This window comes from Miniphocaeibacter sp., from assembly GCF_049276255.1.
GTDB lineage: Bacteria > Bacillota > Clostridia > Tissierellales > Peptoniphilaceae > Miniphocaeibacter.
Genome location: NZ_JBASWB010000052.1, coordinates 1 through 16,974 on the forward strand (window position 1 = coordinate 1; position 16,974 = coordinate 16,974).

Below are 16,974 nucleotides of genomic sequence, written 5' to 3' on the forward strand. Positions count from 1 at the left end.
TCCTTTATATTTTGTGTGGTAGCATATATTTTATAGGAAAAGTGAATAATTTGTCTATTCTTTTATATTCCAATAAAAAATAGTGCTAATGGATTTATTTCCATCAACACTATAAATTATAGAGCCACTAATACTTGATAGTCGGTTTTTTTGTGAAATTTTAATTACTATTTATTATAAAAGTAATATGAAAAATTATTAAGATATATGATGTTTAATATATAACAAAATATATATCTACTAAAATAAATGTTATTAATATACTTGATTGAAATTCTAAAATGTATCTGATACTATTCTAAATGCATAAAAAAATTTAATTATATATGTTGAAAAGGGGAAGATTATGAAACATAGAATAATGGGAAAAAAAGTTTTGTTGGTAATATTTGTTTTAACAATAGTAATGAATTTTAATATTGCTAAGGCAGATAATAATTTGCCAAAGGAACCGACAGAAATAACAATAATACCATCTAGCTTTATTCCGAGAATAGGAGATGAAATAACTTTTCAGATCGATAATTTTGGATTTGAAAATATAGAAACAGGTATAGGAATGGATTATTGCATAAAAGTAAATAGTTTTGAAAATGGAAAATATAATGCACAGCAATTAAAAAAAATTGAAGTTCCTGAGATAACTGTAGAAAAATATAAAGATAATAATTGGATAAACAATGGAGTAAGGTTATCAGGAAGAATGATGTTAGATAACGCTTTTACTGGGGTAGGCGTGGAAGATAAAATATATAAACCCAGTGAAGAGCAAAACTTCATTATTAGAAGAGAAGATATTCAAAAAGAATTAGAAAAAGAAAAGAGTAATTGGAATAAAATTAAATTTTGCAATATTTATTTTGAATTGTTAAATAATAAGGGAAACCCAGATTATGGCGAGTATATAAATAGATTATCTCATAAAGGAACAGTCAATTTTACTTATAATATTTTGGATGAATCAATGGTAAATCCATACATAACATTACAAGGTGAGGCGGAATGGCATACAGATGATTTACAATTGATTGGAGTAAATGAAAGACCTCAAAAGAATTATCCAGTTAATTTCTTATATTTGGAATCGTCAGATATTTCTTTAATAGTATTGGAACCAAAAGAAAGTTATGAGCCAGGAGAAAAAATTAAGTTAAAAGTAGAGATTAAAAATACCAGTGAAAATTTACCTAATACAAGGCTAGTTTCAGGAGTAGATTTTGGTGAAAAGAAAGTTGTAAAAAATCCTATTGTAACAGGTGGCAAACCCGATGTAACATTTGATTTACCGAAAGATTTAGGGCAAGATAATATCTTACTAAAAACTTTAAAGCCTGGTGAAATATTAGGATTTGAAACAGAGGTTAATTTACCTTTGGATTTTACAGATTGTTTAAATTCTACTGGAGATAAAATAATATTAACACCATATTTGTATACTTCTAATATTTACAAAGATGATGATGGACAAAAGTCATACATGCATTATGAAGAAAGAAAATATGATAAGGCCTTAGAATTGCCAATAAAAAAAGAAGCAGATGTACCAAAAATCCCAACAGAACCAACAGAACCAACAGAACCAACGAAACCAGAAAGACCAACATCAACAATAAAGGAAATAACCCTAGTAGGTGGTAGAGCTACTTTAACTGAAAGAGTAGAAAGTCAATTAATTGACTTTGTACAATACAGACTATCTGGTAAAGACCGTTACAGTACATCAGTAGCAGTATCAAAAGAATATGACAAATCCAATATAGTATTACTAGCAAGTGGAGAAAGATATACAGATGAATTAACTGCAACAGTACTTGCAAATAAACTTGACGCACCAATAATGTTAACAAGAAAAGATAATATTCCAGCAGAAGTAAAAGCTGAAATAAATAGACTTGGAGCGACTAAGGTAATATTAATAGGTGGAAATGCTTCAATATCTGAAAAGGTGGAAAAAGAATTGGCTAACTACACTGTAGAAAGAATTGGTGGACCAGACAGATACGATACAGCAATTCTTGTAGGAAACCGAGTAAGAGCTTTAACAGGAAGTAAGACAGAAGCAATACTAGTAGATGGAACATACTTCCCAGATGCAATAGCTATGACTAGCATGGGTGTAGAAAAAAATATGCCAATCCTATTAACAAAACCAGGCCAATTACCAACAAGCACAGCAAAAACAATAGAGGACTGGAAATTAACTAAGGTAACAATAGGTGGAGGAAGTAAGTCGGTATCAGAAGCTGTAGAAAAAGAAGTTAGAAAATATGCAGAAGTAAATAGAATAGCTGGTGCTGACAGGTACGAAACTTCAGTATTAATAGCAGAACAAGTATATGTAAAACCAAAACATGTAGTAATAGCAAGTGGAGAAGTATTCCCAGATGCTATAGTTGGAGTACCATATGCAGCAAAGAATGGCTATCCAATATTATTGTCTAGATGTAACAATATACCAGATGTTGTTATGGACTATGTACTAGGTAATAGATAATTAAATAGGTTCTAAAAAAGAGATAATATTTTTTGATATGTCAAAAAATATTATCTTTTTTTGTGTTATTAATGAAGGGGAAATATTATTCGATTATAATAGGGGTAATTATATAATGAGGTGTAAGATGAATTTATTAGAAATTATAAGGTTACAAAAAGAGTTCTACAACTCTGGAAGTTTATTAAGTGTTAATCAAAGAATAGATTATTTAAAAAAATTAAGGGATAAAATTAAAAATTCTCAAGACGATATTTTAAAGGCAATAAAAGAAGATTTAGGAAAACATAGTTATGAGAGTTTTTTAACGGAAGTTCAAGTTGTTATTGGAGAATTGGAATATTTAATAAAGAACCTATACAAGCTAGTTACTATAAAAAACACAGGTACATCATTAAATATTTTACCAGGCAAGGGAATAGTATTAAAAAAACCTTTTGGGCAAGTTTTAGTACAATCACCATGGAATTACCCCTTCCAACTTGCTATGATTCCTACAATAGGTGCTATAGCTGCAGGAAATACAGTTATATTAAAAACTTCAAGAAAAGTACCTCAAACCAATAATATTATTAAAGAAATTACTAATGTTCTTCCAAAGGAGTTACTATATTTTGCTGAGGAATTTTCTCATAATGAAATTTTAGATGAAAAATATGATTTTTATTTTTTTACTGGCAGTAGAAAAGTGGGAGAAATTATATATGGCAAAGCAGCAGAAAATTTGGCACCGGTTGTTTTAGAGCTAGGAGGGAAAAGTCCCTGTATAGTTGATGAAACAGCTAAAATAAAAGATGCTGTTAAAAAAATTGCCTGGGGGAAATTTTTAAATTCAGGTCAAACCTGTGTAGCACCGGATTATGTTTTCCTACATAAGAAAAGAAAGGAAGAATTTATTGAATTATTTAAAAGGGAAATTAAGTTAAATTATAGTAATAGGGAGAATTTAACGAAAATAATTACAGAGGAAAAAGTAGGCCAATTGGCTTCCTTAATTAATGGTAGAAATGATATTTATGGCGGGGAATTTAACCTTGAAAATAGAACTTTTATGCCAACAATTTTAACTAATGCAAGCTTTAATGATGAAATTATGGAAGATGAAATATTCGGCCCTATTTTACCAATTATTGAGTATGAAAATCTTGATGATGTAATTGGTAAAGTTAAAACTAAACCAAGTCCTTTAGCCTTATATATTTTTAGTAATAAAAATGAAAATATAAAAAAACTTGTAAATTATTTGAACTTTGGTGGTGCTTGTATAAATGATGTTATTGTACATGTGTCTGAAATTAAATTACCTTTTGGTGGAGTAGGAGGAAGTGGATTGGGAAACTACCATGGTAAATACAGTATTGACACTTTTACCCATGAAACCGGACTTGTTGTATCTAAAAGTGGATTATCAAATTTTTTAAGATATCCACCTTATACAGAAAAAAAGTTTAAAATTATTAAAAAAATTTTAGGTTAAAAATATAGGCTCCAAGTAATAGCATGTAGAATACTGTAGATACTATTATAGTAGTGATAAATTTCTTTTTAGATAGTTTATGTTTAAATAACAGCATTCCAAAGGAACTGCCTAAAAAACCTCCAATGACTACTAATGATAAAAGGAAAAATTCAGATATTCTATATTGATTTTTACTAGCTTTGTATTTATCTACTCCATAAAAAACAAAGGTTAATATATTTATAAATACAAAATAGCTATAGATTAATTTTATAAGTTGCATATTTACTCCTTGTTAAATAATAAATTCTTTTAATAAAATCCTATTATAGGAGTATACCATAATAAGATAGTTTGAAAAAACTATATGTATTATATATGGAATTATTTGATTATTTTCAGTTATTTCTTTTTATTATATATAGGGGTATAAGTAATATAGGTAAAAGATTACTAAAATTGTATTAGAACATTTAACAATTGAAGTAAGAAAGGGTTAATATAAAAGATTGATTTTGAAAGAGGTGTAAAAATGAAAAAATCCGTTACGCTAATAATGGGAAAAATCTATAATCCGGAAACTGATAGGGTGGAGTTTGGAAGTAAAAATTTTAAGACAATAGTCCAAACTGTAAGAGATTTTAATGAAGCTAAGGAATATGTTTTAAAATTTGTTGAAGAAGGGGTAGAAGACTTTGAGTTATGTGGTGCTTTTGGTAAGGATAAGGCTAGAGAATTAATTGAATTAACAGAACACAAGGTAGGAATAAGCTATGTTGTTACTGATGAAGATATGAAACCCTTAGTAGATGAATTTTATACATTTGGAAAGAAAAAATAATGTCAAGAGAAAATAGAATTTGTGATTGGGCAGAAGGTTCTAAAGTTGAAAGGGAATACCACGACAATGAATGGGGTATTCCCAATCATGATGATAGGTATCTTTTTGAGATGTTAATACTAGAAGGTGCACAGGCTGGACTTAGTTGGTCAATTATTTTAAATAAGAGAAATGAATATAAAAAGGCTTTTGATAATTTTGAACCTAGTATAGTAGCAAAATATAGTATGAAAAAAAGAGAAGAACTTTTAAATAACAAGGGGATTGTAAGAAATAAGAGGAAAATTGAATCGGCTATAAATAATGCAATAAGATTTTTAGAAGTACAGGAGGAATTTGGTACTTTCGACAAATATATTTGGAGTTTTACTAATGGTAAGCAAGTTATTAATAGATGGGCTAAAATAGAAGATGTTCCTTCAAGTTCGGACCTTTCAAGAAGAATAAGTGCAGATTTGAAAATGAGAGGTTTTACTTTTGTAGGAGAAGTAATAATATACTCTTATTTACAAGCAATAGGAGTAATTGATGACCATTTAGTTTATTGTTGTAGGAATAAGCAATAGGAGAGATTATGACTTTAATATTTGCTCATAGAGGAAGTAAGGGAACTCACCCGGAAAATACATTGGCTTCAATAAGGGAGGCAGTAAATATTGGAGCTGATGGTGTGGAAATAGATGTACATTTAAGTAAGGACAAAGAACTTATTGTAATTCATGATGAAACTGTTGATAGAACAACAGATGGAAGTGGTATTATAAAGAGAATGTTTTTAAAAGAAATTAAGAAGCTAGATGCCGGTAGTTGGTTTAATCCAATTTATAAAAATGAAAAAATCCCAACATTGGCTGAAGTTGTTAACCTCTTAAATAATATGGAATTTAAGGGTATTTTAAATATTGAAATAAAAACAGATAAAACAAGATATTGGGGAATTGAAAGAGAATTAGCTAAATTTTTAAAATCTCAAGAACTTTCTTTTTCATATATATATTCTAGCTTTAATATAAAATCCCTAATTAAGATTAACAGATTTGACAAAAATGCAAAAAAGGCTTGGCTTATAAAAAATATAGATTTAGAAAGTCGAAATATGATAAGATTTAAAAATAGTAATATTTTTGAAGGACTACATCCAAATATTAAAAGGTTAAAAAATAAAGATGAAACTATAAAAACCATTACTAAAAAAATAAGGCCTTGGACAGTAAATAAGAAAGAGGATATGATTTATTGTTTTAAAAGGAATGTAGATGCAATAATAACTGATTATCCAAAAGAGGCTTTGGCCCTTAGGGAAGAATATAATAAAAACTAAAGTTTTAGTTAGGAGGAATAATGTCATTTATTATAACAACTTACTGTAATGAAGGTATTGTTATGGCTTCAGATAGTCGTATTACCTACAATAATACCAGTAAAGGACAAAATGATGAAATAATAAACAATGTTGGAATAAATTTAAGTGATAATGTTAATAAATTATTTCTTACAAAAAATGGAATAGGAATTAGTGCTTGTGGAACAGCAGCGATTTTGAATTTTGAAACTAATATTGCCGAACCTATTTCTGGACATGTAGAAAAAATTATTAATGAAGAAATTTTTGAAGAAGATAAGGTGGATATTGTTGTTGAAAAAATTATTAGGTATTTTGATAAATTTAATAATAATTTAGATACGACTTTTCATGTTGCCGGCTACGACAAGGAGTTTAATAGGAAAATAGTTAGATTTAATTTAGCAACAGGTAAAAGAGAAGATTTTGGAAAGGAAATAGCAGGAGCTACATGGGATGGAGAAACTATTTATTTCTCTAAATTATTTAATGAAACGGAAGTAAATGGCAACAATAAGTTTGTTTTTCCACAACTGGACATTCCCTTTCAGTTTTTTAATTTACAAGATGCTATAGATTTTTGTAGATTTGCTATAGATATTACAATTAAAACAATGAGATTTACAAATGTTGTAAAAACAGTTGGTGGAAATATTGATGTACTCGTTATTAAACCCGATGAAGAAATTTGGGTTTCTAAAAAAGAATTACATTAGAAGGTAAATAAACCTTCTTTTTTTATGTTTTTTTAATAATATAGTCATATTCATTTGTAATTAGCTATTATTAGTGATATATTATACGAGGACAAAAAATAGAAAGAGGTAAAAAATACTTAATGACAGAAAAGAAAATTGAAGATTTTAACCTATCAAAAGAGGTAATAAAAGCTGTTTCCGATATGGGATTTGAAGAATTCTCCCCAATACAAGCTCAAGCTATACCTTATTTGATGGAAGGAGAAGACGTAATTGGTCAAGCTCAAACAGGAACAGGAAAAACAGCCGCTTTTGGGATTCCTATTGTCGAAAAAGTTGATTCGAAATTAAATAAAGTTCAAGCAATTGTACTTTGTCCAACAAGAGAATTATGTATTCAAGTATCTGAAGAAATTTCAAAATTAGCGAAATATAAGAAAGATTTAAGAGTATTGCCTATATATGGTGGGCAACCAATTGAAAGACAATTAAGAGCGTTAAAAAAGGGAGTTCAAGTAGTTATAGGAACACCTGGTAGAGTAATAGATCATATAAAAAGAAAAACATTAAAATTGGATGATGTAAATATATTTGTATTAGATGAAGCTGATGAAATGTTTGACATGGGTTTTAGGGACGATATAGAATTAATCTTAAGCAGTGTATCTGATCATAGACAATCATTGTTCTTCTCAGCAACAATGGATAAAGAAATGATGAAATTTGCAAAGAAATTCCAAAATGAACCTAAAATTGTAAAAGTGGTAAATAAGGAATTAACAGTACCTAAAGTAACTCAGTTTTATTATGAATTGAAGAATAATATAAAAATAGAAGTATTATCTAGAGTTTTAGATATTTATAATCCAAAATTAACTGTAGTTTTTTGTAATACTAAAAAAATGGTAGATGAACTTACAGGGGAGTTACAGGGTAGAGGCTATTTTGCCGATGGATTACATGGCGATTTAAAGCAAGTGCAAAGAGATGTTGTTATGAATAAGTTCAGAAAAGGAACAATAGATATTCTAGTAGCAACAGATGTAGCAGCAAGGGGTATTGATGTTGATGATGTAGATTTAGTTGTTAACTACGATATGCCACAGGACAATGAATATTATGTTCATAGAATTGGAAGAACTGCTAGAGCTGGTAGAGAAGGTACAGCTATAAGTTTTGTAACAAGTAGGGATTATAGTACCTTAAGAGAAATTGAAAAGTACACTAAGACTTCAATAGAAAGAAGAGCTTTACCAACGTTAAAGGATATAGAGGCAAAACAATCATCTAAAATTGTAGAAATGCTTAGAAAAATTCTTGATAATGGAAATTTAGAAAAACAAATAGAAATAATCGGTCTTTTAGAAAGTGAAGATTATAGCTCAAATCACATAGCAGCGGCACTATTAAAGCTTTATATGAGAGATAATCGACTAGAAGGACATCAGGAAATAGACAGTGTAGACAATAATAAAAAGGCTTCTTTTGGCAGAGAAAGAGGAAGAAAAGACGACAGAAGAGACAGAAGGGATCGTCGTGGAAAAGATGGAAGAGCAGAAAGAAAACCAAATAGAAAGTTAAAGAACTCTACAAGACTTTTCCTTAACACAGGAAAAAGAAAGGGAGTTTCTCAAAAGCATATACTTTCAGCCTTATGTAATGATGCCGGAATTGCTGCAAAAGAAGTTGGAGATATAGATATTTACGATAAATTTACCTTTGTAGATGTAGACAATAAGGTAGCTGATAAGGTAGTTAAAAAACTAAATAACAAGCACATAAAAGGTTCTAAAGTATCTGTAGAAAAAGCCAATAAGAAAATTTAATAGTAAGATCAGGAAGGTTAACTTCTTGATCTTTTTTGATGCCAGCACTTTTTAATAAATTTGTTTAATGATAGAGTATATATAATGATTATCAAAATTTGTTTTTATAAATACTAGCAGCCTATAAATAATTAGTTAACATGATAAAAATAATTGTAAATAAGAATTAATTATATTAGCTCTATGTAGGAAAATATGGGTATGTATTTATGGGACAATTATAAAAATAATTAATGGAGGATATAGATGGATAGATTATTTAAAGAGAAGAAATTTTATATTCCAATAATATTATTCTGTATGTTTTTATGGGGCTCTGCTTTTCCCATTATTAAATTAAGTTATATAGAATTTGGAATACCACAGGGAGATTATTTTGCGAAAATATACTTTGCAGGATTAAGATTTTTCTTATCAGGTGTAATGGTAACAATTTTTGGAAAGATTTTCTTAAAGGAAAAAATTGATTTTAAAAAATTAGACTATAAATTTTTAACAATACTAGGATTAATACAAATTACTTTTCAATATACATTTTATTATATAGGTGTTGGAAACACTTCTGGTATGAAGTCTGCAATAATTCAATCAGCGTCAACTTTTTTTATAGTATTGTTTGCTTCAATGATGTTTAAAGATGATAAAATCAATAAGAACAAATTAATGGCAATAGGTATAGGATTTTTAGGAATTATAATTACAAATATTTCTTCCGGCTTTGATTTTAATTTTACCTTAACAGGTGAAGGGTTTTTATTAATTGCCACATTATTTGGAAGTATAGGACAAATTTATGTAAAAGCAGCTGGTAAGAACATGAATCCAGTAGTTGCAACTTCAGGACAGATGTTAATTGGGGCATCTATCTTAATTTTAGTAGGTAGAATTGGTACAAGTACAGAACTTCTTTGGACAGGAAAGGGAATATTGCTATTTATCTATAGTGGATTTTTATCGTCAGCAGCCTTTGTTCTTTGGTATTCTATTTTAAAATATAATAAGGCAGGGGAAGTATCTGTTTATAGATTATTTATTCCAATATTTGGAACAATATTATCAGCCTTATTTTTACCGGGAGAAAGAATTACAATTAATATAATAGTAGGTTTAGTACTGGTAGTTCTTGGAATGTTCGTGTTGAATATGAAAAGAGAGAGAAGATAAAAATAAGTTTAGATAATTAATTAGAAAGCTAATACTAAAGGTATTAATATATTTTATTCATTTATAAGTTATTAAAACCATCAGGTAAATGTGAATTTATCTGATGGTTTTTGTTGATATTTTTCACAGAGTAATTAGCTTCAAATATCCAGTACAAACTATAAGATTATAGGAAATATAATATTACAGGAAATATAATATTACAGGTGCAATATCATGCTTCTTGGTCTTTTTCTCTTTATCAATTAGAATATAAGATAGGTAGTCTTAGGAGGCTGGTATGAGAAAGAAGTATAGCTTGATTTTTATAATATTGGTATTTATTTTAACCGGTTGTTCAGAAAAGAATATAGAAACTAAATATTTTGAAGATGCTACTTATTTAGTAAAGACTGTTGAAGAAAATCATCCTTTCTTTATTAAAGGTGAAAATTTGTCGAAATATGAAAAAATAAAGAATGAATTTTTAAAAGAAAGTAAGAAAATAAATAACTTGGAAGATTTTAAATATGCAATTAAAAAATATATTGCAGTTTTAGGTGATGCCCACATGAGCCTAAATTTTGTAGAAAATTCATTGGGCCTTGTAAATAAGTGGCGATATACAAATGAAGGACTATTTCTATTAGATGAGAATAATAATATTACAGATATAAAGGTTTTAGAAATCGCCGGAGTTCCTGTAGATAAAATTTTACAAACAGTGGATAAATACTATGCTTATGAAAATAAGGCTGGACAATTTGAAAATTATTCCTTATATACAGGAGAAGGTAAAGTTATTGAATTAGCCGGTGGAGAAATTATTGATGATCAAATAAAGGTTAAAACCTCTAATAAAGATAACTCGGAAATTGAATTTCCTTTATTTATGATAGACTGGTTTGAAGAAATTACAAAAAATTCAAACTATACTATTAAGACTAAAATGCTAGATGATATTATATATATAGATTTTCGTTCTTTTACAGTAAATTCAGAACTGGAGAAGGCGTTATATTTTACAAGAGAACAGGTTAATAATGGTGTAAACAAAGTAATTATAGATTTAAGACATAATGGTGGAGGAAATAGTGAGGCTGGTAGATTTTTGCTGGAAGCAATGGATATGGCTCCACCATCATATGGCTCCTTAGTTAGATTAGGGCCTCTATACACTGAAAAGGCAGAGAATATTAAAAGAGCAGAAGGCTTTATTGAATATAAGGCTAATTTAAGTGATAGTATAAAAAATAGCAGTATAAATTTAGTTGTTCTAACAAGTATAGAAACCTTTAGTAGTGCAACTATGTTTGGAGTTTGGGTTCAAGATGGACAACTTGGAACTATAATTGGACAAGCTAGTAAAAATGCACCAAATGCTTATGGAGATATGTTGATATTTGATTTACCAAATACTAAATTATCCCTTGAAGTTTCATACAAGTATTTTATAAGGCCAGATGAAAATAATAGCAAGGATACTTTAAAGCCTGATATTTTAGTACCCTTTGAGGAAGATAGCCTAGATGTAGCAATAAATTTTTTAAATAAGTAGGAAGGTGTAGAATGAAAACAAAAAGATTTTTTACAGAGAAAAAATTTTATATTCCAATTATTTTAATTGCAATGTTTTTATGGGGGTCAGCTTTTCCGGCTTTAAAAATTAGTTATGATATTTTTAAAATACCCCAAGAGGATTATTTTGCAAAAATATATTTTGCAGGTTTAAGATTTTTTATATCAGGCCTATTTGTAATACTATATATAAAATTGTTCGTTAAGGAAAAAGTGGATTATAAAAAGCTAAACTATAAATTTTTAACTATTTTAGCCTTGTTTCAAATAACATTACAATATATTTTCTACTATATTGGAGTTGGAAATACTTCAGGTATGAAGTCAGCTATATTACAATCCTCAGCAACTTTTTTAATAGTATTAATTTCAGCAATGGTCTTTAAAGATGACAAATTAAATAGAAATAAGGTAGCGGCAATAGTAATAGGGTTTATTGGAATTATAGTAACAAACATTGGCTCTAATTTTGATTTTAATTTTAAGCTAACCGGAGAAGGCTTTCTGTTTTTAGCGGCATTTTTTAGTAGTATTGGTCATGTATATATGAAGGCTAAAGGAAATAGTACCAATGCTGTTGTAGCAACTTGTTTTCAAATGATAATAGGTTCAATTTTTTTAATTCTACTTGGTAAAATTGGAATGAAATCTACTTTAGTCTGGAATTTTGAAGGAGTAGTATTACTTTTATATAGTGGATTTTTGTCAGCAACAGCCTTTACCTTATGGTATGGAGTATTAAAATACAATAAGGCTGGAGAGGTTTCCATTTATATGTTATTTATTCCGATATTTGGGGCAATTCTTTCTGCTGTTTTTATTCCGGGAGAAAGTTTTACATTAAATATTTTCCTAGGCTTAATTATAGTTGTAACAGGAATTATTGTTCTAAATTTAAAGAACAGTAGTGAATTAGTAAATTATAAATCCTATTAATTTGTTGTAATATTGTAATAATTTTTATGATTTTACAATAGTTTTTTATAATATACTAAATATGAGGTGGATTATATGAAAAAGTATATACCCTATATATTTAGTGGTCTTATTATAGTTTTTATAATATTATTTTTATTTAAGATTCTGGAAGGAAGAGGAATAGAGGTTTTTGATGATTTAAGCTATTATGATAATATGTCACACAATGAATATGATTATCCTGTTATAAAAGATATTGATGAATTAGAGGAAGATACTCGTGAGAAATGTTTAGAGTTTTTAAAGCTTTGCCAAGAGGAAGGGCTTCCTGTTATGATAATTGAAACCTACAGGACTCAAGAAAGACAGGACTTTTTATATGCACAAGGTAGGGCAAATGATAATAATGTAGTAACTTGGACAAGAAGTAGCTATCATACAAGAAGAAAAGCTTTTGATATTGCTAAAAATGAAAAAGGAAATGAATTTGGTGATGATGATTTTTTTAAAAGATGTGCAGAAATAGGGGAAGCTGTTGGATTAGAAGCAGGCTATTTCTGGACGGATTATCAGGATAAAGGACATTTCCAAAATTAAATAGAGGTTAAGATGAAAATAAGATTAGATAAGTTAATTTCAAATATGGGTTACGGTAGCCGTAGTGAAATAAAAAAAGATGCTAAAAAGGGACTAATAAAAGTAAATGATATGGTAGAAAAAAATACCGGTAAATTAATTGACACCGAAAAGGATCTTGTAAAATACAATGATGAAATTATTGAATATAGACAATTTATATATTTATTAATGAATAAGCCGAAAGGTTATATTTCTGCAACAGAGGATTCCTATCATAAGACGGTAATAGATTTGTTAGAAGATTACCATAAAAGTTTTAATCTAGCTCCAATTGGACGACTGGATATTGATACAGAGGGATTACTTTTACTTAGTAATGATGGAAAATTTAATCATGAATTAACTTCTCCCAAAAAAAATGTACCAAAAACCTATTATGTTGAATTAGCAAGGCAAATTGAAGATGATTACGGAAAAGTATTTAAAAAAGGAATAAAACTCATGCCTGAAAATATTGTAACAAAACCGGCTGAATTTAAAATATTAAGTGAAAAGTCCTGTGAATTAACAATATATGAAGGAAAATTTCATCAGGTAAAAAGAATGTTTGAAGAAGTTGGCAATAGAGTGACATACTTAAAAAGGATTAAAATGGGACATTTTAAATTGCCAGTGGACTTAGACGCTGGGGAATATATTGAGTTAACAGAAGAAGAAATTAAAATGTAATGGCAGCTACTAATAATATGTTTAAAAAGATATTATTAGTAGTTATTTTTTGTTTTAAGCTGAAAAATATACTATATAATGATATTATTTAATTATACACAGTTGGATATATAAGAAACTAAAGGGGGTACTGTGAAAAAATATATAGTAGCATTGTTAATTTGTGCTTTGATTATAGTTTTAGGAATAGAGGTTAATTTACCTAATTCTGGATTAGATAGGGTTAGTTTATTTAATCAAGTAGATAGTAATTCTAAAGGAGTTACAAATTACAATCAAAAAGATTCGTTTTTTATTTTAATAAATAAGTTAGAAGATAATTCAGAAAAGAAAGTAAGTAAGAAAGAAGAGTTTTTTAATGTTTTTTTAAAGACCTTAAAAAGAGAAGAAGTGTACGAGGATAATGAAAACTCCAATTTATTAGGATATTATGAAAATTCTAGGTATTATAGTTTAGTAGTCGATGACAATAATCCTAAGGAATATTTGTTAAGAAATGTATATAAAAATGATGATGTAGAATATCAGGATTATATTTATTTTAAAGATGGAAAAACTGAAATATCTAAAGATAATGTAGTAGAGGATAAGGCTAGTAAAATTTCACTAAAACCATTTGTTTCAACAGAGGAGAACTATTTTAACATACTTAGTTATTATAATTTTTCAAAAGAGTTAATTAAGATTTCAGAAGAAGTACAATTTAAGGAAATAGATGAAAATTATTTTTTTAAGAAGGAGTTAAGGGATTTTGACTTTGATGAAATAAAGGAATTTTTAAGTCTTTTAAATATTGAAGATTATTTAAATGAATCAGATATTCTAACCTATGAAAATATATTAAATACAGATTGGGATAGTAAATATTTTTTCGTTAGCTTTTCTATAACAAGCCTTTATCTACAGTTAAAGAAGGCCTATATTACTCTTGATTTAGAGAAGGATGGAATAGTTTACAGTATAAACCTAAGTAGAGATTTTGACCAGTTAAATTTAATAACCGATATAGAAATTCCTAAATATGTGGAAAAGAATTGAGGATGCTATGAAAAAAACTATATTAGACAATAAGAAATATTATTATTTATTTTCTAGCATCATTTTAACTACAATAGCCTTACTTATGTCGGATTTAGGACTGGAATTTAAAAAAATTAACGATTATAGTATTTTTAAAATATGCTTAGCAGTGGCTTTTCTAATGTTCCTATTGGCCTTTATGCTAAATCCTATAAATATGAGTAAAAATATATTTTATATGGGGAAAAATCAATTAAAAGAAACGGGATTTCTACTAATCTTAATTATTTTATATATAGTATTTGGACTAATAAGTTTTTATTATACTAAAAACATGGAAATTGCAATGATTAAATATGAAAATATAGGGTTCATAGTGCTTTTGCTATTTTTGTATTTAATTTATTTAAATAAAAAGAGTGTGGGAGATAAATTAAATTTACTATTAAAATTTATATCTTTACCGTCAGTAGTTATTACTATATATACATGGATATATTTAATAATTTTTAAAAGGACTTATTATAGTAGGAGATTATCATTATTAAGGGATTACAATGACTTTGGTGTACTTTTACTCTTTAGTTTCATTGCCTTGATTTTTTTAATCTTTAGGAATATAAAAAACTTACACATAAGAAATATTTTATTGGTATTTACCACTATAATTGGCGCTTCAACAATTTATTTAATTGCATCACGAAGAAGCTCCTTATTATTAATTGGTATTATAATTATGTTTTTCTTATATGGAATATATGATAATTTTATAAAAATATTTAAGGAAAATATAGAAAAATGGAAGTTGGTAGTAAAATATATAATTTCTTTACTACTTTTGTGTTTAGCAGCAGCCCTAGTTTATATAGGAAGTACTTTTATAGTCTATAGCTACAATTATGTAACTACAAAAATAGTAGAAGAAGCTACAGAAAATATAGATAAACATGGAATAAGAGTAAATAGAACAGTAGAAGAAATCCTTTACGATGAAAAAGCCTTTGATAAAAGAGAGTTTCTTTGGAAAATGGCAATAGATTCCTACTTGAAATATCCTATGGTTAATAAAATAATTGGTGGGGGAGCTTCTGCACAAGTAGATATTTACAATGAACCAGAGAACAAGTTATTAAGGGATAAGGAATATGGACAAATAACGTCTGATAATACCAGCCATCCACATAATTTTTTATTAACTGAACTTTTAACAGGTGGAATAATACTCCTTTTTCTAACAATAACATCTTTAATTACATTTTTAAAATTACTATTCGAACTAGGAAAAAAATCTATTGTAGATGCGTTTTTTATATTTTTAATGTCCCTAGTAATTTTGGCTGATTTAGTAGTTGATTCCAGATATGGATTTCTTGGTAATAATTATGTTTGGATTTTAGTTATATTGTTAATAACAGCATTTAATTCTTCAAAAATAAAGAAGGAAACTAAAAAAATAGAAGGTTAGAATAAGTTTAAATTATTAAGGACAAATTAAAAACATAAGGAATATAAATTTTTTAGAGAATAAAAATTACTTTATAAAACCTCTTGATTAAATTAAGTAAGAACAGGGATTGTCAAGTTAAGTGTATAAGTAGTTTTTTGTATTTTTTAAATTAGCATATTTTCGTAATCTTTCTGAAATTTTATCATCAATTAATAATTGATTTAAAACCATAGACCAATTACGAATAGTGCGATTTTCCCGTTTATTTTGCAATTCTAAAACACGTAAATATAATAATTTTAAAGGCTCTTTGTCAAATAGTGTTGGTATACAATAAAATAACAAATTACTTTTATATCAGGCAGCTATATAGCTGCCTGATGATTTTCTATTGGTTACATCAAATTTTTAATTACAAGAATCCTATTTCTAAAATTATAAAATGACCTATATCCAAAAGCCACTCTTTTTATGCTTTTAATAAGATTATTAATATCTTCCAAAGGTCCATTTGTAATATTGGTATTTAATGAATTTTCTACATATTCAAAATATTCCAATAAAGTGTTTATAGCTACCTTCATTTTCTCACTTACTGTATCCTTAAATAAAACTAAATGTTCCCTTAATCCTTTAGAATTTTTACATCTTATATCATATAAAAGAATTTGATAAACCTCATATGTTTTCTGTAAAGTGTTGTTAACAGATACAGTCTCATTTACCACATCAGATGCACTTTTCCACCTATGGAAATGTGTCCATTTATCAAAGTGGATTATATCTAGTTTAGAAGAATCCTTTTGAATTAGTTTCCAATATCTTTTTAGTCTTTTATATTCAATAGAGGAAGTATTAAACTCTTTCATTATTTCAATCCTTGTTTTTAATAAAGCCCTA

General features: G+C 27.6%; 16 protein-coding genes. 14 read left to right on the top strand and 2 right to left on the bottom strand.

Annotated features, from left to right (window positions below; genetic code table 11):
• Positions 1–346 precede the first annotated feature (346 nt).
• On the top strand, positions 347–2,494 hold the full coding sequence (locus tag WAO56_RS05380) for a cell wall-binding repeat-containing protein (RefSeq protein WP_422143734.1): 2,148 nt from the start codon (positions 347–349) through the stop codon (positions 2,492–2,494).
• A 127-nt stretch (positions 2,495–2,621) separates the two neighbouring features.
• Positions 2,622–3,971 (top strand): aldehyde dehydrogenase family protein, encoded by a 1,350-nt coding sequence (locus WAO56_RS05385; RefSeq protein ID WP_422143733.1) that lies wholly within the window; start codon positions 2,622–2,624, stop codon positions 3,969–3,971.
• Here WAO56_RS05385 and WAO56_RS05390 read toward each other — a convergent pair.
• A complete protein-coding gene (locus WAO56_RS05390) occupies positions 3,952–4,236 on the bottom strand; it encodes a DUF1294 domain-containing protein (RefSeq protein ID WP_422143732.1) in 285 nt (94 codons plus the stop codon). The two genes, WAO56_RS05385 and WAO56_RS05390, sit on opposite strands and share 20 nt — an antisense overlap.
• A 249-nt stretch (positions 4,237–4,485) precedes the next feature.
• On the opposite strand from WAO56_RS05390, the gene WAO56_RS05395 reads away from it, so the two are divergent.
• The 12 genes from WAO56_RS05395 (at position 4,486) to WAO56_RS05450 (ending at position 16,092) form a co-directional block, all read left to right on the top strand.
• A complete protein-coding gene (locus WAO56_RS05395; RefSeq protein ID WP_422143731.1) occupies positions 4,486–4,794 on the top strand; it encodes a DUF6506 family protein in 309 nt (102 codons plus the stop codon).
• Positions 4,794–5,360, top strand: coding sequence for a DNA-3-methyladenine glycosylase I (locus WAO56_RS05400; protein WP_422143730.1), 567 nt, complete (start codon positions 4,794–4,796; stop codon positions 5,358–5,360). The genes WAO56_RS05395 and WAO56_RS05400 overlap by 1 nt, the downstream gene beginning before the upstream one ends.
• An 8-nt stretch (positions 5,361–5,368) precedes the next feature.
• Complete coding sequence (locus WAO56_RS05405; RefSeq protein WP_422143729.1) at positions 5,369–6,115, top strand: glycerophosphodiester phosphodiesterase; 747 nt, start codon at positions 5,369–5,371, stop codon at positions 6,113–6,115.
• Between the two features lie 20 nt (positions 6,116–6,135).
• Complete coding sequence (locus tag WAO56_RS05410; protein ID WP_422143728.1) at positions 6,136–6,852, top strand: hypothetical protein; 717 nt, start codon at positions 6,136–6,138, stop codon at positions 6,850–6,852.
• A gap of 122 nt (positions 6,853–6,974) precedes the next feature.
• Positions 6,975–8,660: a DEAD/DEAH box helicase gene (locus WAO56_RS05415; protein ID WP_422143727.1), complete on the top strand. Its 1,686-nt coding sequence runs from the start codon at positions 6,975–6,977 to the stop codon at positions 8,658–8,660.
• 246 nt (positions 8,661–8,906) lie between these two features.
• The gene (locus WAO56_RS05420) at positions 8,907–9,824 is read left to right on the top strand and encodes a DMT family transporter (protein WP_422143726.1); all 918 of its coding nucleotides are present in this window, start codon (positions 8,907–8,909) and stop codon (positions 9,822–9,824) included.
• A 280-nt stretch (positions 9,825–10,104) separates the two neighbouring features.
• The gene (locus WAO56_RS05425; RefSeq protein ID WP_422143725.1) at positions 10,105–11,361 is read left to right on the top strand and encodes a S41 family peptidase; all 1,257 of its coding nucleotides are present in this window, start codon (positions 10,105–10,107) and stop codon (positions 11,359–11,361) included.
• A gap of 11 nt (positions 11,362–11,372) precedes the next feature.
• A complete protein-coding gene (locus WAO56_RS05430) occupies positions 11,373–12,317 on the top strand; it encodes a DMT family transporter (RefSeq protein ID WP_422143724.1) in 945 nt (314 codons plus the stop codon).
• Between the two features lie 75 nt (positions 12,318–12,392).
• A complete protein-coding gene (locus WAO56_RS05435) occupies positions 12,393–12,896 on the top strand; it encodes a M15 family metallopeptidase (RefSeq protein WP_422143723.1) in 504 nt (167 codons plus the stop codon).
• A 12-nt stretch (positions 12,897–12,908) separates the two neighbouring features.
• A complete protein-coding gene (locus WAO56_RS05440; protein ID WP_422143722.1) occupies positions 12,909–13,607 on the top strand; it encodes a pseudouridine synthase in 699 nt (232 codons plus the stop codon).
• Positions 13,608–13,739: 132 nt separating this feature from the next.
• On the top strand, positions 13,740–14,645 hold the full coding sequence (locus tag WAO56_RS05445) for a hypothetical protein (RefSeq protein WP_422143721.1): 906 nt from the start codon (positions 13,740–13,742) through the stop codon (positions 14,643–14,645).
• A gap of 7 nt (positions 14,646–14,652) precedes the next feature.
• The gene (locus WAO56_RS05450; protein ID WP_422143720.1) at positions 14,653–16,092 is read left to right on the top strand and encodes an O-antigen ligase family protein; all 1,440 of its coding nucleotides are present in this window, start codon (positions 14,653–14,655) and stop codon (positions 16,090–16,092) included.
• A 377-nt stretch (positions 16,093–16,469) separates the two neighbouring features.
• Here WAO56_RS05450 and WAO56_RS05455 read toward each other — a convergent pair.
• Positions 16,470–16,974: transposase (locus tag WAO56_RS05455; protein WP_422146297.1), on the bottom strand; the 505-nt coding region annotated here is incomplete at its 5' end.

Bases quoted from the DNA above. Each gene is read 5' to 3' on its own strand.
- WAO56_RS05410 (WP_422143728.1), top strand. From the start codon at position 6,136: ATGTCATTTATTATAACAACTTACTGTAATGAAGGTATTGTTATGGCT.
- WAO56_RS05420 (WP_422143726.1), top strand. From the start codon at position 8,907: ATGGATAGATTATTTAAAGAGAAGAAATTTTATATTCCAATAATATTA.
- WAO56_RS05425 (WP_422143725.1), top strand. From the start codon at position 10,105: ATGAGAAAGAAGTATAGCTTGATTTTTATAATATTGGTATTTATTTTA.
- WAO56_RS05435 (WP_422143723.1), top strand. From the start codon at position 12,393: ATGAAAAAGTATATACCCTATATATTTAGTGGTCTTATTATAGTTTTT.
- WAO56_RS05440 (WP_422143722.1), top strand. From the start codon at position 12,909: ATGAAAATAAGATTAGATAAGTTAATTTCAAATATGGGTTACGGTAGC.
- WAO56_RS05395 (WP_422143731.1), top strand. From the start codon at position 4,486: ATGAAAAAATCCGTTACGCTAATAATGGGAAAAATCTATAATCCGGAA.
- WAO56_RS05390 (WP_422143732.1), bottom strand. From the start codon at position 4,236: ATGCAACTTATAAAATTAATCTATAGCTATTTTGTATTTATAAATATA.
- WAO56_RS05415 (WP_422143727.1), top strand. From the start codon at position 6,975: ATGACAGAAAAGAAAATTGAAGATTTTAACCTATCAAAAGAGGTAATA.
- WAO56_RS05430 (WP_422143724.1), top strand. From the start codon at position 11,373: ATGAAAACAAAAAGATTTTTTACAGAGAAAAAATTTTATATTCCAATT.
- WAO56_RS05450 (WP_422143720.1), top strand. From the start codon at position 14,653: ATGAAAAAAACTATATTAGACAATAAGAAATATTATTATTTATTTTCT.
- WAO56_RS05380 (WP_422143734.1), top strand. From the start codon at position 347: ATGAAACATAGAATAATGGGAAAAAAAGTTTTGTTGGTAATATTTGTT.
- WAO56_RS05400 (WP_422143730.1), top strand. From the start codon at position 4,794: ATGTCAAGAGAAAATAGAATTTGTGATTGGGCAGAAGGTTCTAAAGTT.
- WAO56_RS05385 (WP_422143733.1), top strand. From the start codon at position 2,622: ATGAATTTATTAGAAATTATAAGGTTACAAAAAGAGTTCTACAACTCT.
- WAO56_RS05405 (WP_422143729.1), top strand. From the start codon at position 5,369: ATGACTTTAATATTTGCTCATAGAGGAAGTAAGGGAACTCACCCGGAA.